Below are 25,356 nucleotides of genomic sequence, written 5' to 3'. Positions count from 1 at the left end.
TTTAAATGAATATGGTTAAAAAAGCCTACATTTTCTTTTTTGTTTTAGGAGTTTTTTTTCTTCCGTTTAACTCTCAAATCCCGAAATGGCTTGGGTTCCTTGGGGAATATAGCTCAGATTCATCACCAATATTTTTTCTTATATCATTTTTATTTCTAATATTCTATAGTTTATTAAAAGGTAAGATATATATACCATTAAAGTCTTTAGAGTATAATTTATTCTTAATATTTTGTCTCTTGTTGGGACTTGCAACTATAATTAACTTACCCCATATTTTAGATTATTATTTTAAGCAAACTACAGGAATAAATAGATTTATAAGGCAGCTGTTATCTCTTTTAATGATAAGTGTTGTTTTCTTTATTGTCTTTATAAATGTATGTAGAGAATATGGTGTAAGTAAGTTTTTCTTTATGCTAAGAAAAATATTTTTTATAAGTTTTATAATCGTATTTAGTTGTGGAATAATAGAGTTTATTATTATAACTTTTAATCTAAAAGAATTAATTCCTGTTGTAAAACTATTTGATTATCTGCCGTTTGTGGATATCTATTTAGATTTTAGACTAGGAAGGGTGTCGTCTACTACTTTTGAACCTCCTGCATTAAGCTCGTATTTATTAACGATATCTGGGTTTATGTTTAGTTACATATTTACTTCAAAAAAACCATTGAGATTTTTACCCTTTTTAATGGTTGTGCTTTTAGCACTTTTAACCAAGTCAAGAACAGCATTCGTAATTATAATAGTTCAGATTGTTTTTGGGGTGTATTATTCGTATAATAAGTATCCTAAATTTAAAACACTTTTCACTAAAGCCATGATGTTAGGTATGGTTGTTTTGGTATTAGGTGTTGTTTTTAAGGGAAAAGAAATTGCCTCTAGTATTGAAGAACGAATAGAGGCTTTGAATTTTGCGAATAATTTAGAGTTTAAATCATCAGAGAATGCTGTTTCTAATAAATCGAGGCTTGGTATTCAATATGCGAATTTTCAAGTATTTAAGGAAAATCCTGTTTTCGGGACTGGTTGGGGACAGCAAACGTTTCAAGCATTAGATCATTATCCTGATTGGGCATTAAAACACAACTATGAGTTTAAAACCATGTATTTAAATGAAGAGGTGAAATCTTTTCCACCAGGATATAATATGTATTTACGGATACTAACAGAAACAGGTATCGTAGGTTTTATAGGTTTTTCACTTTTTTTATATGTTATTATTAAGAGGATATTTATCTATTATAAAACCATTAAAAGATACAACTATATTGTTATAGCATTAATCATTAGTTTCTTTGGTTATTTTTTAAATTGGCTGCAAATAGATTCATTTAGACTTTATGGATTTTGGATTTGCTTGGCAATATTAATTATGCTAAAAAAAGAGAAAAATGACTAAGATTATAGTTTTAATTCCGCATTATAATAATTTTGAAGATTTAATCCTGTCAATTAAATCTATTAATGAAAGCATTAATGTCGATATTTTAATCGTGGATGATGGTAGTAAAAGTAGCGTTCCTGTAAAATCGGAATTAGAGAATTTTTATCAGCACGGAAAAATATTTTTAGACATTTTAGAAGAGAACAAAGGCATAGAATTTGCTCTAAACAGAGGATTAGAACTTATAGAATCCATGGACTACGAGTATATTGGTAGATTAGATAGCGGTGATTTTTGTATAAAAGATAGGTTTAAAAAACAAATATCGTATTTAGAGACCAATAAGGACACTTATTTACTTGGTACATGGGTAAATGTCATTAATGCAGATAAAGAACTATCTTATGTTTTAAAACACCCTATAAGTTATAATGAAATAAAAAAGAAAATGTTTACGAACAGTATGTTTGTTCACCCATCTGTTGTTTTTAGAAAATCGATTTTAAAAAATGTAGGATATTATCCTACAAACTATAAGGCTGCAGAGGATTATGCGTTTTTTTTCAGAATAGTAAACAATTATAAATCTGAAAATTTACCAGAGGCACTTTTAAATTATGTAATTGATGATAAGTCTATTTCATCAACAAAAAGAAAATTACAAGTAAAAAGCAGAATTAGAGTTATATTATACAACTTTAGGTTTGGTTTTTATCCGATTTATGGTTTGGTAAGAAACGTCTTGCTTTATTTTATTTCTCGAAAAACAAGTCATAATATTAAACGTATTTTTAGGGCTTGAAAAATATCATTATTAAATATTACGAATATTTATTCTGTTTTTTAATTTTCTTTTTACCACTAGAAGGAGAATTAAGGGTAGTGCCTAATATCATATTAATATTACTTGGTTCTCTATATTTTTTTGTTATTAAGAAAACAGATTTTAAACCATGTAAAAATTCTATTTTCATTACTTTTTTAGCGTTTCTTGGCTATCTTATTATTAATATTTTATGGACTCAAAGTTTAATAGAAAACATATTTATTGTTGAAAAGTTATTAATAATTATTGTTATTTACTTACTCTATTTACCAATAAATATCAACTTAAATGTAAAGTTTTCGTTTATTTTAGGGGTTTTGGTCGCCATTCTCATATCTGTATTTAATATCTGTGGGTATATCCTTAAAACTTCAGACTTTAATTTTTCGGAAGGTGGCATTGTTACTGAGGTTTTAATTACTGAACGAATTTATTTGGCGCTTATGGCAGTGCTTAGTTTTGTGTTTTCACTTGATTTAATTAGAACATCAAATAAAACAAAAAAGGCATTCCTTATCGCTAACTGTATAATGGTTGTTTTTTTTATTTTGTTAGTTTCAGCTCGTATGGCACTACTTTCACTAGTTTTTATCGGAATTTATAATTTAATCATTCTAAGAAAATATAAAATCCTACTCGTAGGTATAGTTTTAAGTTCTGTAGTGTTAAGCGCTTCGTTTATGTTAAATGAAAACCTGAAACATAGATTTTTATATAATAATAAACAGTCCACTTTTATTGAAAATTTTAAAAAATGGGAACCTAGAGTTGAGATTTGGAGCTGTGTATACACTATATTTAATGAACAATCTATAACTGAAAAAGTTTTTGGTTATGGTTCGTTTAAACGAACAAATAGAGCTCTTGAGAATTGTTATTCTACGTCTATTGAAGACCTTACTAAAAGAAAATGGTTTTTAAAAACAAAGTATAACACACATAATCAATTTTTTGATGTTTTAATATCTATAGGTTTTATAGGTTGCTCTCTTTTTACTGTATTTTTAATAGTAAGTTTGTATCGAAATAGAAAAGATAGAATCAATGTCTCCATTATACTTACATTTATATTTGTCTTTCTTGTAGAAAACTGTTTTCATAGACAGGTTGGCGTTTATTTGTTTGCTATGGTATTAATTTTAATCTCTAGAAATCCAGAAGCAGTGAGGTGTTTAAATTGTCATAATGAAGAAAATTAAAATTATTCATATTCTACACTCTGTGGGAGGTGTAGATACTTCGCTTAGAGTGTTAATTAATGCTATGGATGCCTCAAAGTTTGAGCATGTTGTAATACATGGTACAAAAGACAGTTCTAACTTTATAGATGCTACAAATACAGCTGTTAAAGAGTATAAAATTCCCATAGAACGCGATATTCACTTTGTTAAAGATTTTAAATCTATAATTGAGGCTTATAAAATTGTAAAAAGAGAAAAACCAGACTTAATACATGCACATAGTGCTAAGGGCGGATTAATAGGTAATACAATAGGTTTTTTTATTGATGGAATTAAAGTTTTACACACTCCGCAAGCGTATTCTTTTTTAAGTACCAAGAATCGTCTAAAACGGCACTTTTTAGTCTTTATAGAGCGCATTCTTAAAAATAGAAATTCAATATTACTAGCATCATCTAATTCAGAATTAGAAAGAGGATTAAATGAAGTAAAATATAAAAGATCGAAAACAGCACTTTTTAATAATTGTATTTCTCCAGTTGTACTCAATCCGAAGTTTAGTGATTTATCTAGTTACAACCTTCCCTCTGAATATATTTGTACGGTCGGAAGACCATCGTATCAAAAGAACATTGAAATGATGATCGAAGTCTTACGAGAAATAGTAAAAGAAATACCAGATATTCATCTAGTTATTATGGGTGTGGGACTCGTTAGTCCAAATACCGAAAATGTTAAACGACTTATTAAAAAGTACGGTTTAGAGTCTAACACAACCATGATTGAATGGATTGAGCGTGAAAAGATATTTCATATCATTTCTAAATCAAAACTATATATTTCTACGGCACGTTACGAAGGCTTACCATATGCGGTTATTGAAAGCTTATCATTATCTAAGGCCATTGTGGCAACGGATTGTGACGGCAATAGAGATTTAGTAACAGATCAAAAAAATGGTTTTTTATTAGACTTAGATGCTGTTGTCTTAATGAGTAACAGAATAATAGAGTTAATTAAAAACGATTCGAAACGATTAAATTTTGAAGATAATTCTCAAAAAATTTTTAATGAAAGGTTCAATTTAGATAATAATATAAAGGCATTAGAACATTTATATTTAAGTTACTGTCGTAAATAACAATAATGCACTGAGCCTAAAATAAATCAATCGGAATATTTATATTTGCTCATCAATTGCGATAGATTATTCATGATTAAAAAAGGAAGATTTTCATACTTAATAAGACCAGCGCTTTACGTCTTAGATTTATTGATTATTTCGTTGCTGTCATACTTCTTTTTAACGAGTAATTTAATCTATATCACTTGTTTTGTTTCTTTTTGGTTTATTTTATCCATCTCTTTTTCATTTTATGAGGTTTATAGATTTACAAAACTGATAAGAATAATTTCTTTACTTTTTAAACAGATTTTTTTATTTACTCTGGCAATATTATCTTTCTTATACATTATAGATGCAAGTATCGGCCCTCGCATCGTTTTAAAGTTTTTTGTTTTAATTTTTCTAATACTTAATTTTTGGAGGATTTCTTTGTTTTTTCTTTTCAGAAAATACAGATCCATTACCGGAAGTAATTACAAACAAGTTGTAATAATAGGTGCAAATCGTTCTACTAAAAAGCTTCAGGAATTTTTTAATAAAGAAGTTGGATTTGGCTACAGGTTTAAGGGATTCTTTACAGATTCATCAGATTCTAATAAATTAGGTTCTGTAAGTGAGAGCTTTGAGTATATTCTATTACATAATATCGATGAAGTTTACTGTTCTATTAAAGAGTTATCTAATAATAGCATAAAAGAATTTATTGAGTTTTGCGATACTAATTATAAAACTTTAAAATTTATTCCAGATAATAAAGGGCTCTTTGCGAAGAATCTTCACTTAAATTATTATGATATAACTCCCGTTGTATCCTTAAGGCAAATTCCATTAGAAGATCCTCTTAAAAGTGGATTTAAACGCCTTTTTGATATTGTTTTTGCGTTATTTATAATCTGCTTTTTATTGTCTTGGCTCATTCCTATCGTCGGTTTAATAATTGTTTTAGAAAGTAAAGGCCCTATATTTTTTCATCAAAATAGACCAGGAATTAAAGAAAAGGGCTTTTTGTGCTATAAGTTTAGATCCATGACAGTAAATTCAACGACAGAGGAATCAGCAACTCGAAATGATGCTAGGGTAACACGAGTGGGCAAGTTTATTCGTAAAACGAGCATAGATGAATTACCACAGTTTTTTAATGTACTTTTTGGCTCTATGTCTGTAGTAGGTCCAAGGCCTCATCTGTGGAGACAAAATGAGATGTATGGTACTAAAATATCAAAATATATGGTAAGACACTATGTTAAGCCTGGTATTACAGGTTTAGCTCAAGTCCGTGGATATAGAGGCGAGATTGAAACTAGAGATGATATCGTAAACAGAACAAAATACGATATTTTTTACATTGAAAATTGGTCTCTTTTATTAGATATAAATATTATTGGTCAAACGGTTTTAAACATTTTTAAAGGAGAAGATAAAGCATATTAATCATAACACACTAAACATTGATGAGGTGATTTTAATTAAGCTTCATTTAAAACCGCTTTAATGAAGTCTTAAGACGATTAAATAGATATGGAATTTATAAGAGGAAGATATTCATGGATTTTAAGGCCGTTTTTGATTGTTTATGATCTCTTTATTATAAACTGTCTTGCATTCTATTTATTAAATTTTAATAGCCAAGAATTATATTTTTTCTCTTACGAATTCTTCAATAATAAAAATATTTTATATCTCTTTTATTCTATAGTTTTTTGGCTTTTATCTACACATTTTATAAATTTTTATAAGGTCTATCGGTACACGTCGTTGTTAAATATCCTTTCCTTAATTTTAAAACAATTTTTTGTTTACAGTATACTGGTTTATGCGTTTGAAGGATTTTTTAGAAGTATAAATATAGAAGTTTCAGTAACGCTTAATTATCTTATATATACATTTTTAGCTATAAGCTTTGTAAAACTATTAAGCTATTATATTTTAAAAAGTATTAGGGTATATCTCAAAGGAAATTTAAGAAATATTATTGTCATAGGAGATGGAGAAAGTGTTAATGCATTAAAGAAAATATTTAGAGAAAAGAAAGAATTAGGTTATAATATAAAGGCTGTGTTTAGCAATACTCAAGATGAAAATAATTCAGGAGATATTGAAGATAGTTTTACTTATTTAGCGAAGAATAATGATAATATAGATGAAATATACTGTTCAATTGCTGATCTGTCAGAGAAAGAACTCAATGAATATGTAAGATATGCTAATATAAATCACTGTAACATTAAGTTTATTCCTAATACTAAAAAGCTAATCAATAAACGTTATAAAACTGATTATTACAATTACATTCCTGTATTATCTATACAAGAGGTTGCTCTCAACAATGAAGTAAACAAATTTATTAAACGTGTATTTGACATTGTTTTTGCTCTGCTAATAATCATTTTTATATTACCTGTGATTTCTATTATTTTGTTTGTTTTAATTAAGTTAGAGTCTAAAGGACCATTGTTTTATAAGCATAAACGAACAGGTATTAATTACAAAGCATTCTATTGCTATAAATATAGGTCTCTTACCACAACCCAAGAGTCTAAAGGTACTTACGTAAGACAAAATGATACGCGTGTGACTACGATAGGTAAATTTATTAGACGAACAAGTATTGATGAGTTACCACAGTTTGTAAATGTATTAAAGGGTGAAATGTCTGTTGTGGGTCCAAGACCACATATGTTAACCTATACCGACGATTATTCTAAGAAAATTAACAAGTATAATTTTATCTATAGACATAATGTAAAACCAGGTATCACTGGTTTAGCTCAAATTAAAGGCTATAGAGGAGAGATTAAAAGAGACGAGGATATTATTAATAGAGTAAAATACGACAATTTTTATATAGAAAATTGGTCGCTATTATTAGACCTTAAAATTATTGGTCAGACTATTATTAATGTCCTTAAAGGCGATGAAAAAGCATATTAAAGCACCTGCTTTAACGATGCTAACTGTTTCTCAAAATCAAAATGTAGTCTTGCTGTAGTTTGTATGGCTGATTTTAGACCATAATTTAAATCAGCTTTAGAAATAGATCTAAGTATGGTGTTTAAATACTCATAATCCCCTTCTTTAGCAACCCATCCTAATGCGTTTTCCTCAATAACGTCTTCTCCTTCACCTCCTCCAAAATATAGCATTGGCAGCCCTAATTTTGCATATTCAAAGATTTTAGAAGGTACTGAGCCGTAAATTCTGTTTAAAAGTGGAATAATGGTAAGGTCATAATTTAGAAGTACCTGATGTAACTCGGTCCGATCAACACGACCGTGAAAGTACAACGGCAAATCATTCCTTGATGCAATGAGTTCTTTAATCGCTGTTTCTTCTGCACCTGATCCATAAATATGAAATTCTATAGTTTTATAGTCAATTTCATTACATAGCTTGTAAATTCCTTGTGCTACACCTAAAAGTCCAGCATAAACTAATTTTATTTTACCGTTAGAGGATGTACTTTCTGTAAGTTGTGGAAATTTAATTTCAGGAAAATTTCTATAAAGAAATAATTTCGGTGTGGTAGTGATGGTTTTAATATGAGCCAAAATTTCGTTGCTTTGCCCCAAAATAAGATTTGCTTTTTTATAGTTAAAGGCTTCTAGCTTCTTTAGCATAGAATAGGCAAAACCTTCTTTTAAAGCGCCTAATTCTAAACCAGCACTTGGCCATAAATCACTTACATTCAGAATCAATTGTCGTTTTCTAGATCTTAAGAAAAACATGCAAGTAAAAGATACTAAAAGTGGAGGAGATTGTACAATAACTTTTTCAGGAATCTTGTTCCATATAAAAAACCACAACAAACTAAAACTATAGGAAAGCATAGCGATTAAGCGCAAAAATTTATTTCTAGAAACCGAAGCATAAATCCATAAACGGTTTATAGTAATTCCATTTTCTTTGGTTTTAGATTTGAATTTACCTTTGTAATCATCAAAAATCTTTCCAGTTGGATAATTTGGGAGTGGAGTCACAACGCTTACATCGTAATCTGTTTTCAAACCTTCAGCCAAATGAAAAATACGGTTAGAAGCCGCACCAATTTCTGGTGGAAAATAACTAGTGATGATCATTAATTTTTTCAAAAATGCTTTATTTTAAATGTGATGTAAATTGTTTTAATTTTCCAGAAGTTGAGCGTTGGAGCTTTTCAAGCCACTCAAAAGTAATGGTAATATTAGGTTCTAAATAACGTATAACTTCATTAGTAATAACTGTTTTCTTTGCTTCAGAAAGCTCTGATTTACCAACATAACTAATTTTAAAAGCATCTAAAAACGTTTGTTCAACTACAAATTCTGAGACATTTCCATCGTTTTCTATGACGCTTTTGGTAATGTAATAAAAGGTCAGTCCAGCAGCCTTTTTACCACTCGGCAAAACGATAATGTCATTTGTTCTTCCAATTAGTTTTTTTAGAATTGGTTTTCTAAATGTACTGTCTTTAGATAACACACCAATATCTCCAAGGTCGTATCTAATAAAAGGGTGTGATATATTGTAAAAAGAGGTGATGACAATTCTGCCCTCTTCACCATAAGGTAAAACATTATCATTAGTATCTAAAATTTCTATATATAGTGTTTCACTATTAACTTGCCATTCATCCTTTAGGTTTTGAAACGCGATAAGATCTAATTCTGAAGCTCCATATTCGTTCACTACAGGCACACCAAAATAAGTTTCCATAAGAGATTTATCATCATCAAATAACATTTCTGAAGTCACAATACAAACTTTTAGATTTGGGCAAATTTGACTTAAAACCAAATCTTTTTGTTTTAAAAATTTAGCAAATTGAACTATTGAACTTGTATAGCCATTGATGAAGTCAAATTCAGATTTTTTAAATTTTGCTAAAGCTTTTTCAAAAGCAGCATCACTCAAATCAAATACAGAAAAGCGGTAGCGATTACTAAAATAATCTTTTATGCGTTCCTTGTAATAGCTCTTTTTATTTAAAGGAATCCCATAAAAACGCGCTTGTTTCGATGTATTAAAATCTATACCATACCAACCAAACCGGTTCATAATTTCTGCCCAAGTGAGAGCATGGCACCATTTGTCTTTTGCAAAAATAAAAGGATCACCAGAGCTACCAGATGTTTTATTTATATAAACATTTTTTGGTGTAAATCCATCACTCAAACGTTGTTCTAACGGTTGTTGTAAATGACGTTTGGTAATTATTGGTACCGAATCCCAATCATTAATATCAATTGATGTTCCTAAGGTTTTATAAAATGAATTATGCTCTAAATGATAGGTAATAATGGCTTTTTTCTGATCTTCAATATAGGTCTCAAAATCCAAATCACTTTTCGCTTGAATTTCAGCTAAGACCTTTTTAGCCTTGTCAATATCAAAGCCATTAACTTTTAAAGAAAAATCGAATAATCGCAAAGTGTTTTTTTTGCCTTTAAGGTTTCCGTAAATTAATTGTTTTTTAAACTTAAAACCAATTATTTTTGCTCAAACAATTTTTTAAGATGAATATTTTAGTACTTGGCTCTGGCGGAAGAGAACATACATTTGCATGGAAATTAGCACAAAGCGATCGTTGTAAAGCACTTTTTGTAGCTCCAGGAAATTCTGGAACACAAGCTATTGCTACCAACCTAAATATTGGTGTTACGGATTTTCAAGCCATTAAATCAGCCGTTATAGAACATAACATTGATTTAGTAGTTGTGGGTCCAGAAGACCCTTTGGTACAAGGTATTCATGATTTCTTTTTGGAAGATGAGGCATTGAAAAATGTTGCTGTAATTGGTCCTCAAAAAGCGGCAGCAGAATTAGAAGGCAGTAAAGAATTTGCAAAAGAATTCATGATGCGTCATAACATTCCTACAGCGGCATACCAAAGTTTTACTGCAGATAATGTAGAAGCAGGTTATGCATTTTTAGAAACGTTAAATGCGCCATATGTGTTAAAAGCAGATGGATTAGCGGCTGGTAAAGGAGTTTTAATTTTAAATGACCTACAAGAAGCTAAAGACGAACTAAAAAGTATGCTTGTTGATTCTAAATTTGGAGCGGCAAGTACCAAAGTAGTTATCGAAGAATTTTTAGATGGAATTGAACTTAGTTGTTTTGTATTAACTGATGGTAAAGATTATAAAATTTTACCTACAGCAAAAGATTATAAAAGGATAGGTGAGGGAGATACAGGATTGAATACTGGTGGAATGGGTGCGGTTTCTCCGGTGCCTTTTGCAACCCAAGAATTCTTAGATAAAATAGAAACCCAAATTGTAAAACCTACTGTCGAAGGATTAAAAAGTGATAACTTACCTTACGTTGGGTTCATTTTTATTGGTTTAATTAAAGTAGGAGACGATCCTAAGGTGATTGAATATAATGTAAGAATGGGAGATCCTGAAACCGAAGTCGTTTTACCAAGATTAAAAACAGATCTCGTCGCTATTTTTGAAGCGATGGCGAATCAAACACTAAGTAAAGTATCTATAGATATCGATGAGCGCGCGGCTACAACTATAATGCTAGTATCTGGTGGTTACCCTGAAGCGTATGAAAAAGGTAAAGAAATTACTGGAGTAGAAACAGTTTCAGATTCTATTGTGTTCCATGCAGGAGCAATAGAAAAAGAGGGAAAAGTGGTGACTTCTGGTGGTCGTGTTATGGCGGTGACTTCATACGGTAATACATACACAGAAGCCATAAAAAAATCTTATCAAAGTATAGAAAATCTACATTTTGATAAGATGTATTATCGTAAGGATATCGGTTTCGACCTATAAATAAGAATGGGAAGAGATACTTTTATCTTCTTCTCCGTTCTCATTGTATTTTTTAAGTTGTAGCATCCAATATACAAATGCAACAAAACCTATAAGAATAAATATCCAAGAAATGGTGTTAGCAGCAAACCAGCTTTCTAACTCTAATGCTTTAAGTGCGTCAAATGGTGCAAATAACACATTTACAAATAAATCCGCTATTCCGTTAAAGAAATCATTCATAACTTTATAAATTTACACCAATTCTAATTTCGAATTGGGATTGAGCAGCAAAAATACAAAAAGAGTTAATGATTACAAGTATTTTTAGTAAATCTAAGCCTATAAACTTCATCTTTGTTGCAGTTTATGTTTGTCTGCTATTTATAGTAACTAACTACTCGCTACTTTTTTTAGATCTAAATAGTTCTTTAACAATCCTTTTTAAATGGGCTATTACATTATTTTTAGTATTCTTACTCGACTTTATTGTTTCTAAAAACAAGTTAACACAAAGAAATAGTTATGCAATTATGACCTTTGGTTTGCTGTTTGGTATGTTTCCAGAGGCGATGAAACATACTAGTCTTTTAATTGCTAACCTATTTATTGTCTTTGCTTTACGGCGTTTAATTAGCCTGCATTCTAATTTGCATATTAAGAAAAAGTTGTTTGATGCAGCATTTTGGATTGCACTTGCAGCCTTATTTTATTTTTGGTCTATTCTATTTTTTGCTCTGGTAATTGTGGCATTAATTTATCATTCCCAAAATGATTTTAAGAATGTTGTAATTCCATTTATTGGAGTAGCCGCCGTTTTTATGTTGCTGTTAGTTTATAATATTATTGTAGATGATGTATATCTCAAACCTAGTAACTTTAAACGTTATGCGAGTTTGGATTTTACGTCATATAATAGCAAGGATAATATTTTAAAATTTACAGTGTTATTTACTTCTTATATCTGGACGCTAGTTTATTATTTTAAAAATTTGCCTGATAAAAATAAAAAATTAAAACCCTCTTATTTCCTAATTGCTTGGACTTCAATAATAGCTGTTTTGGTAGCTGTTATTGCTCCTTTAAAAAATGGAAGTGAATTTCTCTTTTTGTTCGCACCATTTTCAATTATAATGGCAAATTATATTGAAATCATTTCCGAACGTTGGTTTAAAGAAGTATTTGTAGCCTTGTTACTTCTAGCACCAATTGTAAGCTTACTGCTGTAATTTGTTTCCAAATGCCAAATCACCTGCATCGCCTAGTCCAGGAATAATATAGCCTCTGTCGTTTAGGGTATCGTCAATAGCTGCGATCCATAATTTCACCTCTGGTCCAAAAGCTTTAGACACATAATCAACACCTTGCTGAGCACCAATAACACTTGCTAAATGTATTTCTTTTGGCGTGCCGAATGGCTTTAAGGCTTCGTAAGTTGCCACCATAGACTGACCTGTGGCAAGCATTGGATCTGCTAAGATTAAAGTTTTGCCATCTAAACTTGGGCAGGCTAAATATTCGACTACAATTTCAAAGCTTTCAGGGTTGTGTTTGTGTTGTCTGTAGGCAGAAATAAAAGCATTTTCAGCAGCATCAAAATAATTGAGTAAGCCATTATGAAGCGGTACTCCCGCACGTAAAATTGAACAAAGAACAATATCTTTTTTGTGTAAAACCGTTTCCGATTTACCGAGTGGAGTTTCAATGGTGTGTGGGTTAAATTGTAATGATTTACTGAGCTCATAACCCATAATTTCACCAATACGTTCAATATTTCTACGAAATCGCATGCTGTCTTTCTGAACTGTTTTATCTCTTAATTCAGACATAAAGGTGTTTAATATTGAAGGTGTTTCAGAAAGGTTGTGGATTTGCATAATATGTAAATTAGTTCGGTCGATAAAGTTAATAATTCAAACTATATTTGTAAACAATAAATCGATTTCATTATGTTTTCAGAAAAAGCAAACTCCATATTTCAAGAGGTTATTAAAACCTATAAAGTGTTAAATACTGTAGATCAACCCTTTATAAATAAATACAATAAGGACGAAGATTTAATCGCACATTTACTCTATAGAAAATGCTGGATCGATACGGTGCAATGGGCTTACGAAGATATTATTAGAGACCCAAACATTGACCCAGTAGCAGCGTTAAAATTAAAGCGAATGATTGATGCGTCTAATCAAGATAGAACGGATACTGTTGAATTTATAGACAGTTATTTCCTGGATAAATATAAAGACGTTGAAGTAAAGCCTAATGCTAAAATTAATTCTGAAAGTCCGGCTTGGGCTATTGATAGACTTTCTATTTTGGCCTTAAAAATTTACCATATGCATCTCGAAACTGTAAGAGAAGATGCTAGTGATGCTCACAAAGCAGCTTGCCAAACAAAACTAAACGTCTTATTAGAGCAACGTGTAGATTTAAGTACTGCTATTGATGATTTGCTTAACGATATTTCTAATGGAGATAAATACATGAAAGTGTATAAGCAAATGAAAATGTATAATGACGATGAACTAAATCCTGTTTTGAGAGGGCAGAAATAGTTCGTAAACCTGTTGGGCTTTTAAAGCCCGACAGGTTTGTACATCATTATGTCACAACCCAAACACATATTAGTTCTTAGGTTTTCTGCCATGGGAGACGTAGCAATGACAGTACCTGTGTTGCGAGCATTAACCCTACAACATCCAGGAATAAAAATTACTGTTGTTTCTAGAGCGTTTTTTAAACCTTTTTTTCAAGATTTAGAAAACGTAAACTTTTATGAAGCCGATTTAAAAGGAAAGCATAAAGGTGTGTTTGGTTTATACAAATTAGCCAAGGCATTAAGAAAACTTCATTTTGATGCCGTTGCAGACTTACACAATGTACTACGTAGCAAAATTTTAAAATCATTTTTCTTCGGAAAAAGAGTGGTGCAATTAGATAAAGGTAGAGCTGAAAAAAAAGCACTGACTTCAGGCGCTTCGTTTCAACAATTAAAAACCACGCATCAACGCTATGCGGAGGTTTTTGAAACCCTAGGTTATTCTATCGATTTATCTCATCCGACGTTTCCAAAACCTCAAGTTTTAACAGATAAACTGAAGGCGTTTATTCCTAATAAAAATTTTAAAACAATCGGTATTGCTCCTTTTGCTGCGCACCATAGCAAGATGTACCCTTTGGACCAAATGGAAAAGGTTATTGCCGAAATGTCTAAAGCATACAATGTTATCTTATTCGGAGGAGGCGTAAAAGAAATCACATTTTTAAACACCTTAGAAGCAAAATTTGAAAATGTAAGATCTATTGCCGGAAAATTAAATTTAAACGAAGAGCTTGCGCTTATTTCAAATTTAGACCTTATGTTGGCTATGGATTCTGGAAATGCCCATATGGCTGCCATGTTGGGTAAAAAAGTAATCACTATTTGGGGAGTAACGCATCCTTTTGCTGGTTTTGCTCCTTTCAATCAACCTATAGATTTTGCGCTCACAGCAGATAGAAACGAGTTTCCGTTAATACCAACGTCTGTTTATGGCAATAAGTTTCCGGAAGGGTATGAGAATGCCGCAAGTAGTATTTCTGAAGCTGAAATCATTTCAAAAATTAAAGCAGTTTTATAATACGTTTTGTTACTATTATTGCATGGATCAAAAATCACTTAAGTAATCTTAATTCAAGTTAATTTTTTCTTTTACAATTTAGTCTAAAGACCTTTTAGAAAACAAAAAGACCTTTCAGGATTTTACAATCTGAAAGGTCTTCATGTCTAACCACTAAAATCTTTCTTTAAACATCATCATAATCTACAGCAATAGAAGCTGAGGTTGGATGTGCTTGGCAAGTTAATATGAGGCCTTCTGCTACTTCGCCGTCTGTTAGAATATTGTTTTGTCGCATCTCTGCAGTGCCTTCTGTGACTTTTGCAATGCAACTACTACAAATACCACCTTGACAAGAATATGGTGCATCAATATCTTGTTTTAATGCAGCTTCAAGGATGGTTTGCTTTTGAGGCATATTAAATTCAAATTCTTCTTCGTCCACCACAACTTTAATCTTGGTTTCACCTGATGGTAAATTGGTCGTAGTTTCGGCTGTGGTTTCTACAGGAGCTGTAAATAATTCAAATTTAATAGCTTTTTCTTTAATGCCATTTTCAATCAATACGTCTTTCACCGTATGGATCATTTGTTCTGGTCCACAGAGGTAGAAATTTTCAATAGTAACACCTTTGTACTTGTTTTTTACAATGAGGTTTACCGTACTTCTTTCTATGCGGCCTAATAATGCACCTTCTTCGCGCGCTTGACTGTAAATAAAATGAACATGAAAACGGTTACCATACTGTGCCTGTAATTCTACCAGCTCTCTAAAAAACATGGTGTTTTTAGACGATTTGTTGCCGTATACCAAAATGAAATTACTAAACGGTTCGTCTTCCAATAGCGTTTTAGCAATACTTAAAACAGGAGTAATGCCACTTCCGGCAGCGAAAGCAGCGATGGTTCTTGTTTTGGCGGCATTGGCTTCAAAAGTAAAACGACCATTAGGAGCCGCAACATCTAAGAGATCACCCGCTTTTAAGGTAGTGTTGGCATAAATAGAAAATGTGCCGTTTTCAACTGCTTTTACAGCTACGGTAATAGCTCCACTATTTTGAGAGGCACAAATAGAGTAATCTCTACGAATGTCCTCGCCATTAATAGTTGTTTTTAAAGTGATGTATTGTCCGGCTTTAAAACTAAATGTTTCTTTAAGATTTTCAGGAATATCAAAGGTAATAGCAACAGATTGATCTGTAACCTTAGCTATCGATTTTATAGTGAGTGCGTGAAATTGTGACATTAAAAATAATTTTGTGCAAAGATAATGATTTCTATTACAGACCTAACAGATTTTAAAGCTTGTCAGGTCTTTTTTTAATACACAACATACCTAAGTTTCTTATACATAAGAAAATTATGTATATATTTGTAGTACGATGAGCAATTCAAAATTATATAAAGGGAGTTTAACGACTATCATTCTCAAGCTATTAAATGAGCACGATAAAATGTATGGTTACGAAATTACCCAAAAGGTAAAGGAGTTAACTAAAGGAGAGTTAAAAATCACAGAAGGTGCCTTATATCCGGCATTACATAAGTTAGAAGCAGAAGGGTTGTTAGATGTTGAAGTGGCCAAAGTGGATAACCGATTGCGTAAATATTATAAGCTTACCGAAACCGGAACCAAAGAAACCGTAAATAAATTAGAAGAATTAGCAGACTATATTAAAACGATGCAAGCTTTAGTGAACCCTAAATTAGCATAAATACGTATCCTGCAAGGTTTCAAAAACCTTGTAGGTATTAAAATTTAAAATGAAACTAACCAAAGAAGACATAAAATTTATAGATGATTTTCTCAAAAATAAAAAGATAAAACATCTAGATATTAGAGTTGAGTTAATAGATCATTTGGCCACGGAGTTCGAAGAACGTTCTGCCTATGTATTTATTGAAGATTTTTTATTAAGTAAAGTAGACTTTATATTAGAGTTCGATAAAAAACAAAAAAAGGCTATTCACTGGAGTTATCAAAGGTTGCTTTGGGTTCAGTTTGCAAAGTTCTTTTATCAATTAAAATTTATAGGAATACTTATTGTATTAGCAATTATTGGATATACGGCATTTAACGTTTTTAGTTTAAAGACCTTTAGTTTCTTCTGGTTAACTATACAGGCAATTTTGATGCTTTATCCTATATATTATCAAATGAGGTATTCTAAAACATTAAAAAAAGTTCAATCTGTACAATCATTATTTACCATAACGTCACTTCCTTCTGTATTTTTATATACGTTTGGTGTTTTAAAAGATTATTTATTCGAAACACCGATGGTATTAGTCTTATACTTTAGTGTCTCAATTTTATTAAGTCTTTCTGCGGTAATTGTAATTGAAAACAATAGAAGAAAAATTATAGAGAAATATACCCAACTTGTAAATGAATTATGAAACTAACCGAATCCCAAATACAAGACCTCTACGCTTTTACAAGACAACATTTTGTAGAGCATTATGATTTACAAACCGAACTTGTAGACCATTTAGCGAATGATATAGAAATGATGTGGAAGTCTGAACCTAAACTTTCATTTGAAGAAGCCAAAAACAAAGCCTTTAAAAAATTTGGCATTTTTGGCTTTATGGATGCCATTGAGCAGAAACAAAAGGCCATGAATAAGCGTTACAGAAGTTATTTGTGGTATGAAATTAAAAAATGGTTTGAGATGCCACAAATCGTTGCAACGATAGCATTGTATGTGTTTTTTTATATAACGTTTTCTTCAAAATTTACCGCCATCTTTTCCCTCATTTTTTACATTATAATTTCAGGATGGTGTATTTATAAAAGCACACAATTAAACAGGCAATTTAGAAAACGAAAAGAAATCTCTAATAAAAAATGGATGTTAGAAGAGCTTATTTTTAAGCAAGCAGGTGCTGCATCTTTAATCTTTATGTCGCAACTCTATAATGTGTTTACAATTCCCGATAAGTTTGAAATAAACACGTTGTTTTTGCTGCTCTTTTCTTTAGCTTTTACCGTCTTAACATTAATAAATTATATCAGTTTAGAAGTGATTCCAAACAAAGCCGAAAAACTACTCAACGAAACCTACCCAGAATTTAGTTTGTAACAAATTTCTGTTTTTCAACACCTATTACATAAACCAACCCATCATTACATTATGATAAAACATTTTCTCAATCTCGAATGGAAACAATATTTCCGTTCGTCTTATTGGCAAAAAAATATAGCGATTAACATCTTTATGGTGTTTTTTGCGCTTTATTTTATTGCTGTTTTTCTAGGATTAGGTATTGGCTTGTTCTTTTTATTAAAAGAAACTTTTCCAGATCAAGATCCATTTGTTATTGCAAATAGCTATCTGTTTTACTGGATTATTGGCGACTTATTAATGCGCTTCTTTTTGCAAAAGCTACCAGTAATGAGTGTAAAACCACTTTTAACGCTTCCAATTAAGCGATCTACCGTGGTGAATTATGTTTTAGGGAAATCAGCGCTTTCATTTTTTAATTTTTTACCCTTATTTGCTATCATTCCGTTTAGCATCGTACTTATCAATCAAGATTACGATACCGCTATGGTCCTCACTTGGATGTTGGCCATGATTATAACAGTGCTCATTATTAACTTCCTGAATTTTATAATTGAAGCCTTTTCTACAGAATCAGAATTGTCATTTCTGCCTATTATGGTAGTGGTCAGTGTTTTGTTTGGATTAAATTATTTTGAAGTTCTACCAATGACGTCGCTCATAGGTAACGGATTTTTAGCCATTGCGAATCATCCTATTTTTATTCTAATTCCTATTGCAATTTTAATTGGTTGTTATGTCTTTAACTATAAGACATTAATTAAGAAACTGTATTTAGATAGCTCATTAAAATCGAAAGTCGCTGAGGTGAATGCTTCCGATTTATCATGGACCGAACGTTTTGGAGACATTGCACCATTTATGAAGCTCGATTTAAAATTAATCTGGAGAAACAAGCGTACAAAATCAATGGCCTTTTTGTTATTAATAGGGGTGCTGTATGGTTTGTTTTTCTATCCACAACCCATGTATAGAGAAATGACCTTTATGTCAGCATTTATTGGGATTTTCTCAACAGGATTTTTTCTAATCAACTTCGGCCAATTCATTCCGGCTTGGGATAGCGGTTATTACAAACTGCTAATGAGTCAGAATATTAAATACGAGCAGTATTTACGTTCCAAATTTATTTTAATGGTGATTAGTGTGGTGCTACTTTTTGTCCTCGGTATTCCATATGTGTATTTCGGATATAAAATTTTAATAGCACATTTTGCTGCAGCCATTTACAATATTGGCGTTAATACGCACGTCATACTTTGGGGAGGCTCTTATAATCGTAAAAAGATAGAGTTAGATAAAAAAGCAGCCTTTAACTATCAAGGTACTGGCGCTGTACAATGGTTAATTGGTATTCCACTTATGTTAGTGCCTATGGGATTATTTGGATTGGTAAATTGGCTTGCAGGTTTTGCTGCAGCAATAGCTTTATTAATTGTTCTCGGAGTTTTAGGTATTGTATTTCATAAAAAATTAATGAAAGGCATTACTCAAAAATATCTCAATTCAAAATACAAAATGATTGACGCTTTTAGTCAAGATAATTAATTAACCTTTAAGATTACACATCATGATATATACAAAAGACCTTTCAAAAACATATAACGGAACCACAGTTTTAAATATCGAAGAATTAACCATACCTAAAGGCCAAAGTTTTGGTTTGGTTGGGAATAATGGCGCAGGAAAAACAACGTATTTCAGTTTATTACTCGATTTAATAAAACCAACCACAGGAAACATTACAAGTAATAACGTTGTCGTAGATGAAAGTGAAGACTGGAAACCTTTTACATCGTCGTTTATTGACGAAAGCTTCCTCATTGGCTATTTAACACCAGAAGAGTATTTCTATTTTATTGGAGAGCTTCGAGGTCAGAATAAAGCTGATGTCGATAATTTAACATCAAAGTTTGAAGATTTTTTCAACGGCGAAATCATCGGTAAGAAAAAATACCTGAGAGATTTAAGTAAAGGAAATCAAAAGAAAGCTGGTATTATAGCGGCACTTATCGGAAATCCTGAAGTGATAATATTAGATGAACCCTTCGCTAATTTAGATCCAACAACTCAAATCCGACTAAAACAAATCATTAAAGATTTAGCCGAAAAACAAGGAGTTACCGTTTTAGTCTCTAGTCACGATTTAATGCATGTCACAGACGTTTGCGAGCGTATCGTTGTGTTAGAAAAAGGAAATGTGATTAAAGATTTAGAGACCAATCCTGCCACATTAAAAGAATTAGAAGCGCATTTTGGAAGTACTGCCATGGCTTCTCAAGAAGAAGAATAAGTGTTAAAATTAATACTATAAAGCTCGTTAAGAACTAGGTCTTCACGAGCTTTTTTGTGCGCTCACCTTTGGTGTTACCTCGAAAAACTTCGAAATAACATTAGAAATTCAAAAAGATGCTTATTTTTACCATCTAACACACTAAATAAGGTGTTTTTCAGTTATCTATTAACCAAATAGAACCAACGTTTGAAAACCGATTATAAAATAATACTACTGTTTTTTTGCACTATAATGCTTGTGCAAAGCTGTTCTACTAAAAAAGATAAATATATCAATAGACAGTTTCATGCCTTAGGCACCAAATATAATGTGTTGTATAATGGCAATATCGCTTTAGAGCGAGGAAAAGATGGAGTAAATAATGAGTTTACCGAAAATTTCTGGGAGCTTCTGCCTGTAGAACGTATGAAGGTAGATGACGAGGATATTTTTTTACCAGGACAAACCAAAAATGCAGATTTTGAGCGTGCTGAAGAAAAAGCTATTAAAGCCATCCAAGTACATGGAATGAGTTTTAATGGAAAAGAAAAAAACCCTCAGATAGACGAAGCTTATTTACTTTTAGGCAAAGCACGATATTTTGATAAACGTTTTGTGCCTGCGATGGCGGCTTTCAATAATATTTTAAATAAATATCCAACAAGCGATAAAATTAACCAAGTTAAAATCTGGCGCGAAAAAACTAGTATGCGTTTAGATAATGACGCTGGTGCTATTGAAAAGTTAACGCGCCTATTAAGAGAAGAAGAAATAGAAGGGCAAGATTTAGCCGATGCATCTGCAGCTTTGGCTCAAGCTTATATCAATATAAAATCTAAAGACAGCGCCATTGCACAACTTACAATTGCGGCCGAGAACACAAAAATTAAGCGAGAAAAGGCGCGCTACCATTTTATTAAAGGGCAGTTATATAATGAATTCGGAAAAAAAGATAGCGCTAATTTAGAATTTGATGCTATTATAGATATGCATCGCCAGATTCCTAGGTCGTTTTATATCAATGCACATATTGAAAAATCGAACAATTATGATGTCTTAAATGGAGATCAGGTTGAGTTTGAAGAATACCTCACGGACTTAGAGGAAAACAGAGAGAATAGACCATTTTTAGATAAAATTTATTATCGCATCGCAGAATATCATCGCAAGCATACATCAGATAGTCTAGCAGAAGTGTATTATAACAAATCGCTTAGAAAAACAACGTCAGATAAATATTTAAAAGCTCTTAGTTACGAAACTTTAGGTAATATGTATTTTGATAAAAATATATATAAAACAGCAGGAGCGTACTACGATAGTACAATGACAGCCATGGTGGTAAACACCAAGCCCTACCGAATCATAAAAAAGAAGCGTGAAAATCTTGATGATGTTATTTATTACGAAGGTATTGCGCAAACCAATGACAGTATTCTCAAAATGGTGAGTCTCCCGAAATCAGAGCAACTTGCCATCTATACAACATATGCAGAAGAATTAGAAAAAAAGGCGTTAGAAGTGCAGCAACAGCGAGAAGAAGCATTGAAAAAGCAGGGTAATAATACAGCTCCTGCAACACGCTTAGATCAAAGTAGAAAATCAGCGTCTCCGGCCAGAAGTATAGGAGCATTGACAGGAAATTCTAGAAGTCTTCAGCCTAACGGAGCGAGTAATAGTAATTTTTATTTTTATAATACAACGACAGTTGCTTATGGTAAAAATGAATTTTTAAAACTTTGGGGAGACCGTAAGCTTCAAGATAACTGGAGGTTAAATAACCAACGTGCAGACGCTGCTCAAGAGATTACTGGTGAAGGAGGTGAATTGGCAGGAGAAACGGTTAAGGACAAACGTTTTGACCCTGAAACGTACTTAGCATCATTGCCAACCGAACAAGTTGAAATTGATAGTATCGCTAAAGAACGAAATTATGCATACTACCAATTGGGAATTATATATAAGGAAAAGTTTAAAGAGTTTCAGCTAGCTAAATCTAAACTAGAAACCCTGTTGGTTAACAATCCGGAAGACCGTTTAATTTTACCTTCCAAGTATAATTTATATCGTATTTATGTAGAATTAGGTTTAAATCATGAAGCCGAAACTATGAAGACGGCAATTATTAAAGGATATCCTGATTCGAGGTATGCGGAAATTTTATTAAACCCACAATCCGAATTATCTAAAGACAAAAACAGTCCAGAATTTATTTATACTAACCTATATCAACAATTTGAAAATGAGGAATATGCTGCCGTTATTGCAGAAGCGGAAGCGCAGATTAAGCGTTTTGAAGGTGATGATTTTGTGCCAAAGTTCGAAATTTTAAAAGCATCTGCAAAAGGTAGACTGTATGGCTTTGAAGCTTATAAAGAAGGAATCAACTATATTGCCTTAACCTATGCTGATACCGAAGAAGGTAAACGTGCAAAAGAAATAATAAAGGAAGCTTTTCCTGTATTGCAAAAAAAGGAATTTGTGGCTGATGAAGATGCTCAAAAATTTAATGTTATATTTCAATTTGAAAACAATTCAGGTGAAGATATTGACGCTTTTATAAAAACGTTAGATGAAGAAGTTGCAAAAATAAAGTACTTTGATCTTACAACATCAAAAGATCTTTACGATGAAAATACTACATTTGTTGTGGTACATGGATTAAAAAGTATAGGTGGAGCTAAGGGGTTTGGAGAATTGCTTAAATCTGGAGAAAAAGACAAAAGAGGGCGTGTGGTAAAACCAAAAATTACCCGACCTTATTTTGCTATATCGTCTTCAAATTATGCAATTATTCAACGACATAAAAACTTAAATGCGTATTTAGAATTACAGTAATTTAAAACCAAATCAACATGTTTTCTCCAGATAGAAAAAAAACAAAACAACATTCAATTATGGAATCAACTACTCAACAAAATGTTATAGCACAAGGCACTAAAATTGTAGGAGACATTGCAAGTCAAGGCCCATTTAGAATCGACGGAACTGTTGAAGGTAACGTAAAAACATCTGGTAAAGTTGTGGTAGGTAAGTCTGGTTACATAAAAGGTACTTTGCAAGGTGAAAATGCGGATTTTGAAGGTAAATTTTCGGGTAAGCTTATTTTGTCTGGTACATTATCTTTAAAATCTACAGCACATATTGAAGGAGAGGTACATATAAGTAAGTTGGCTGTAGAACCTGGTGCAACGTTTAATGCAACTTGTAGCATGAAAGGGACAGTAAAATCGTTATCTAATGAGCCAGCTAGAATAGAATCTGTTAAAGCCCAAAGTGTCCAAAGCAAATAAAGGACCTAACAAATTTATTAGGTTTACATCCGTTGCGTTTCAGATGGGAGGCACTATTTTTCTTGGAAATTATTTAGGTCAATGGCTAGACGTTAAGTATCACAAGGATTATTTAGAAACAACCATCACACTTCTCTCTGTATTTATTTCCATGTATTTGGTGATTTCCCAAGTTATAAAAATGTCTAAAGACGATGATTAAATCTTTTATTGTATATGTAGTATCTTTTTTTGCACTACTCGTCATTGTTCATTTTTTGCAAGAATTTATAATCAATCAAACCAACAGCATTATAAGATTTAATCTTTGGGATACTAACCTTTTTATGGCTATCGCCTCTTTAATGATATGTGTACATTTTCAGGTTTTTTCATTAGTTAATAGTTTAAAAACGCAGCTCGGATTCATTTATTTACCCACACTTTTCATTAAAGGAGTGCTATTTTATGTGGCATTTAAAGACACGGTTTTTAATATTGAAGTTTTAAATACACCCGAGCGGTTAAGCCTTGTAATCCCAATTCTCTTATTTTTAGTATTAGAGGTGTTTTTTATTGTGAAAATCATATCAAAAATGGGGTTTAAATATTAGATTCAAAAAAGACATTGTTATTTTAATAAATTGCGTACTTTTGCACGGAATTTGAGAAGAGGTTTTTTTTATTTTATTAGAATGAAGATAGTTAATCAAAGTTTTAAGTTTTTAGTACTAGCCGTTTTGATGTTTTTACCAACATCTAATTTTGCGTTTAATGCGGAAGTAGATGGAGGTCAAGTTTCTGGTAAACAAGAGGTAGAAGAATATATTGTTCACCACCTTAAAGACTCGCACGACTTTAATTTGTTTTCGTATACCAACGATGCTGGTGAGCGTAAACATTTTGGTGTGGCGTTGCCTGTAATACTTTGGACGTCTGAAGGTTTAGTGACTTTTATGTCTTCGGAATTTCACCATGATGACAATGGGCAAGTAATTGTAGAAAAAGACGGTCAAAAATTTACAAAGATTCACTCTAAAATCTACGAATTAGAAAAAGGAGCTACAGCGGTTAGTTTTGATGCTGATCATCATGCGACTAACGCTTCAAAGGTTTTAGATTTTTCTATTACTAAAAGTGTTGTCGGTATTTTATTAATAGGGCTTTTAATGTTATTCTGGTTTTCTAGATTAGCAAAACAATACAAAACAAAACAAATTCCTACTGGTTTTGGTCGTGTTTTAGAACCACTTGTGCTTTATGTAAGAGATGAAATTGCAAGACCAAATATTGGAGAAAAACACTACCGTAAATTTACAGGTTACCTTTTAACAGTATTCTTTTTTATATGGATTTTAAACTTAGCTGGTTTAACACCTTTAGGATTTAACGTTACTGGTCAGTTAGCCGTTACCGCATGCTTAGCCATATTTACATTAGTCATTTATACCGCAAGTGGTAATAAAGATTATTGGATGCACATTTTATGGATGCCAGGAGTGCCAATTTTTGTAAAACCAATACTAGCAGTAATCGAATTGGTAGGTGCTTTTATTATTAAGCCATTTTCGTTATTAGTACGATTGTTTGCAAACATATCAGCAGGTCATATTGTATTAATGAGCTTAATAGCCATTATGTTTACACTTAAAGATTCTTTAGGTACTGTTGGTGCAACAAGCTTATCGTTTGTATTATCATTTTTCTTGTTACTTATTGAATTATTAGTAGCGTTTTTACAAGCGTATATTTTTACAATGCTTTCCGCTTTGTTTATAGGTATGGCTGTGGCAGAACACGACCATGAACATGAAGATCATGGTCATGAAGTTTCTTCGGATGTAGAAGACGTTAGAGGAGATTTTATTTAAG

The 25,356-nt window shown here is 31.7% G+C and carries 25 protein-coding genes; 20 read left to right on the top strand and 5 right to left on the bottom strand.

All coding sequences use genetic code 11. The annotated features are described in order from the left end of the window. The first annotated feature begins 11 nt into the window (after positions 1-11). The 6 genes from C8N41_RS02760 to C8N41_RS02735 all read left to right on the top strand — a co-directional run bounded on the left by C8N41_RS02760 (position 12) and on the right by C8N41_RS02735 (position 7,455). A complete protein-coding gene (locus C8N41_RS02760; RefSeq protein WP_211318178.1) occupies positions 12-1,406 on the top strand; it encodes an O-antigen ligase family protein in 1,395 nt (464 codons plus the stop codon). Then, the gene (locus C8N41_RS02755; RefSeq protein ID WP_115838129.1) at positions 1,399-2,193 is read left to right on the top strand and encodes a glycosyltransferase; all 795 of its coding nucleotides are present in this window, start codon (positions 1,399-1,401) and stop codon (positions 2,191-2,193) included. The genes C8N41_RS02760 and C8N41_RS02755 overlap by 8 nt, the downstream gene beginning before the upstream one ends. After that, on the top strand, positions 2,190-3,416 hold the full coding sequence (locus C8N41_RS02750) for an O-antigen ligase family protein (protein ID WP_115838128.1): 1,227 nt from the start codon (positions 2,190-2,192) through the stop codon (positions 3,414-3,416). The genes C8N41_RS02755 and C8N41_RS02750 overlap by 4 nt, the downstream gene beginning before the upstream one ends. After that, positions 3,403-4,539 (top strand): glycosyltransferase, encoded by a 1,137-nt coding sequence (locus C8N41_RS02745; protein WP_115838127.1) that lies wholly within the window; start codon positions 3,403-3,405, stop codon positions 4,537-4,539. Before C8N41_RS02750 ends, C8N41_RS02745 begins: the two co-directional genes overlap by 14 nt. Before the next feature lie 72 nt (positions 4,540-4,611). Continuing rightward, positions 4,612-5,955, top strand: a complete 1,344-nt coding sequence (locus tag C8N41_RS02740) for an undecaprenyl-phosphate glucose phosphotransferase (RefSeq protein WP_115838126.1) — start codon at positions 4,612-4,614, stop codon at positions 5,953-5,955. Between the two features lie 87 nt (positions 5,956-6,042). After that, positions 6,043-7,455, top strand: coding sequence for an exopolysaccharide biosynthesis polyprenyl glycosylphosphotransferase (locus C8N41_RS02735; protein ID WP_115838125.1), 1,413 nt, complete (start codon positions 6,043-6,045; stop codon positions 7,453-7,455). Here the strand turns inward: C8N41_RS02735 and C8N41_RS02730 are convergent. Further along, complete coding sequence (locus tag C8N41_RS02730; RefSeq protein ID WP_115838124.1) at positions 7,452-8,612, bottom strand: glycosyltransferase family 4 protein; 1,161 nt, start codon at positions 8,610-8,612, stop codon at positions 7,452-7,454. The two genes, C8N41_RS02735 and C8N41_RS02730, sit on opposite strands and share 4 nt — an antisense overlap. A gap of 7 nt (positions 8,613-8,619) precedes the next feature. Next, positions 8,620-9,930: a phenylacetate--CoA ligase family protein gene (locus tag C8N41_RS02725; RefSeq protein WP_115838123.1), complete on the bottom strand. Its 1,311-nt coding sequence runs from the start codon at positions 9,928-9,930 to the stop codon at positions 8,620-8,622. Positions 9,931-10,016: 86 nt separating this feature from the next. On the opposite strand from C8N41_RS02725, the gene purD reads away from it, so the two are divergent. Continuing rightward, positions 10,017-11,288: a phosphoribosylamine--glycine ligase gene (purD, locus tag C8N41_RS02720; protein ID WP_115838122.1), complete on the top strand. Its 1,272-nt coding sequence runs from the start codon at positions 10,017-10,019 to the stop codon at positions 11,286-11,288. Here the strand turns inward: purD and C8N41_RS02715 are convergent. Further along, on the bottom strand, positions 11,283-11,510 hold the full coding sequence (locus C8N41_RS02715; protein ID WP_092445949.1) for a DUF6341 family protein: 228 nt from the start codon (positions 11,508-11,510) through the stop codon (positions 11,283-11,285). The two genes, purD and C8N41_RS02715, sit on opposite strands and share 6 nt — an antisense overlap. Positions 11,511-11,578: 68 nt before the next feature. Here C8N41_RS02715 and C8N41_RS02710 point away from each other — a divergent pair, with 68 nt between their 5' ends. Further along, complete coding sequence (locus C8N41_RS02710) at positions 11,579-12,496, top strand: DUF6427 family protein (RefSeq protein WP_115838121.1); 918 nt, start codon at positions 11,579-11,581, stop codon at positions 12,494-12,496. On the opposite strand, the gene upp is transcribed toward C8N41_RS02710, so the two are convergent. Next, a complete protein-coding gene (gene upp, locus C8N41_RS02705) occupies positions 12,485-13,144 on the bottom strand; it encodes a uracil phosphoribosyltransferase (RefSeq protein ID WP_115838120.1) in 660 nt (219 codons plus the stop codon). The genes C8N41_RS02710 and upp overlap by 12 nt on opposite strands. A 72-nt stretch (positions 13,145-13,216) precedes the next feature. Here upp and C8N41_RS02700 point away from each other — a divergent pair, with 72 nt between their 5' ends. After that, positions 13,217-13,825 (top strand): DUF4254 domain-containing protein, encoded by a 609-nt coding sequence (locus tag C8N41_RS02700; protein ID WP_115838119.1) that lies wholly within the window; start codon positions 13,217-13,219, stop codon positions 13,823-13,825. Positions 13,826-13,873: 48 nt separating this feature from the next. Then, complete coding sequence (locus tag C8N41_RS02695; protein WP_249033226.1) at positions 13,874-14,890, top strand: glycosyltransferase family 9 protein; 1,017 nt, start codon at positions 13,874-13,876, stop codon at positions 14,888-14,890. 166 nt (positions 14,891-15,056) lie between these two features. Here the strand turns inward: C8N41_RS02695 and C8N41_RS02690 are convergent, their stop codons facing one another. Further along, positions 15,057-16,115 carry a ferredoxin--NADP reductase gene (locus tag C8N41_RS02690; protein ID WP_115838118.1) on the bottom strand — a complete coding sequence of 353 codons (1,059 nt, stop codon included), beginning with the start codon at positions 16,113-16,115 and terminating at the stop codon, positions 15,057-15,059. Between the two features lie 136 nt (positions 16,116-16,251). Here C8N41_RS02690 and C8N41_RS02685 point away from each other — a divergent pair, with 136 nt between their 5' ends. The 10 genes from C8N41_RS02685 to atpB all read left to right on the top strand — a co-directional run bounded on the left by C8N41_RS02685 (position 16,252) and on the right by atpB (position 25,355). Next, positions 16,252-16,584 carry a PadR family transcriptional regulator gene (locus C8N41_RS02685; protein WP_115838117.1) on the top strand — a complete coding sequence of 111 codons (333 nt, stop codon included), beginning with the start codon at positions 16,252-16,254 and terminating at the stop codon, positions 16,582-16,584. A 49-nt stretch (positions 16,585-16,633) separates the two neighbouring features. Continuing rightward, positions 16,634-17,269: a hypothetical protein gene (locus tag C8N41_RS02680; protein WP_115838116.1), complete on the top strand. Its 636-nt coding sequence runs from the start codon at positions 16,634-16,636 to the stop codon at positions 17,267-17,269. Beyond that, on the top strand, positions 17,266-17,955 hold the full coding sequence (locus C8N41_RS02675) for a hypothetical protein (protein ID WP_115838115.1): 690 nt from the start codon (positions 17,266-17,268) through the stop codon (positions 17,953-17,955). Before C8N41_RS02680 ends, C8N41_RS02675 begins: the two co-directional genes overlap by 4 nt. A 51-nt stretch (positions 17,956-18,006) precedes the next feature. Next, positions 18,007-19,485 (top strand): DUF5687 family protein, encoded by a 1,479-nt coding sequence (locus tag C8N41_RS02670; protein WP_115838114.1) that lies wholly within the window; start codon positions 18,007-18,009, stop codon positions 19,483-19,485. Positions 19,486-19,507: 22 nt separating this feature from the next. Continuing rightward, positions 19,508-20,230, top strand: a complete 723-nt coding sequence (locus tag C8N41_RS02665) for an ABC transporter ATP-binding protein (protein ID WP_115838113.1) — start codon at positions 19,508-19,510, stop codon at positions 20,228-20,230. Between the two features lie 234 nt (positions 20,231-20,464). Further along, complete coding sequence (gene porW / locus C8N41_RS02660) at positions 20,465-23,050, top strand: type IX secretion system periplasmic lipoprotein PorW/SprE (protein ID WP_115838112.1); 2,586 nt, start codon at positions 20,465-20,467, stop codon at positions 23,048-23,050. A gap of 17 nt (positions 23,051-23,067) precedes the next feature. Continuing rightward, on the top strand, positions 23,068-23,505 hold the full coding sequence (locus C8N41_RS02655; RefSeq protein ID WP_092445973.1) for a bactofilin family protein: 438 nt from the start codon (positions 23,068-23,070) through the stop codon (positions 23,503-23,505). Then, complete coding sequence (locus C8N41_RS02650) at positions 23,489-23,707, top strand: AtpZ/AtpI family protein (RefSeq protein WP_244266745.1); 219 nt, start codon at positions 23,489-23,491, stop codon at positions 23,705-23,707. The genes C8N41_RS02655 and C8N41_RS02650 overlap by 17 nt, the downstream gene beginning before the upstream one ends. Next, positions 23,700-24,098, top strand: a complete 399-nt coding sequence (locus C8N41_RS17240) for a DUF6168 family protein (RefSeq protein WP_115838111.1) — start codon at positions 23,700-23,702, stop codon at positions 24,096-24,098. Before C8N41_RS02650 ends, C8N41_RS17240 begins: the two co-directional genes overlap by 8 nt. An 81-nt stretch (positions 24,099-24,179) precedes the next feature. Continuing rightward, positions 24,180-25,355, top strand: coding sequence for a F0F1 ATP synthase subunit A (gene atpB / locus C8N41_RS02640; protein ID WP_092445980.1), 1,176 nt, complete (start codon positions 24,180-24,182; stop codon positions 25,353-25,355). Position 25,356: the final 1 nt, after the last annotated feature.

The sequence above is a fragment of the Winogradskyella sediminis genome (assembly GCF_003387355.1).
Taxonomy (GTDB): domain Bacteria; phylum Bacteroidota; class Bacteroidia; order Flavobacteriales; family Flavobacteriaceae; genus Winogradskyella; species Winogradskyella sediminis.
Note: the sequence above shows the minus strand (reverse complement) of the source record. Positions and strands in the feature narration are given on the sequence as shown.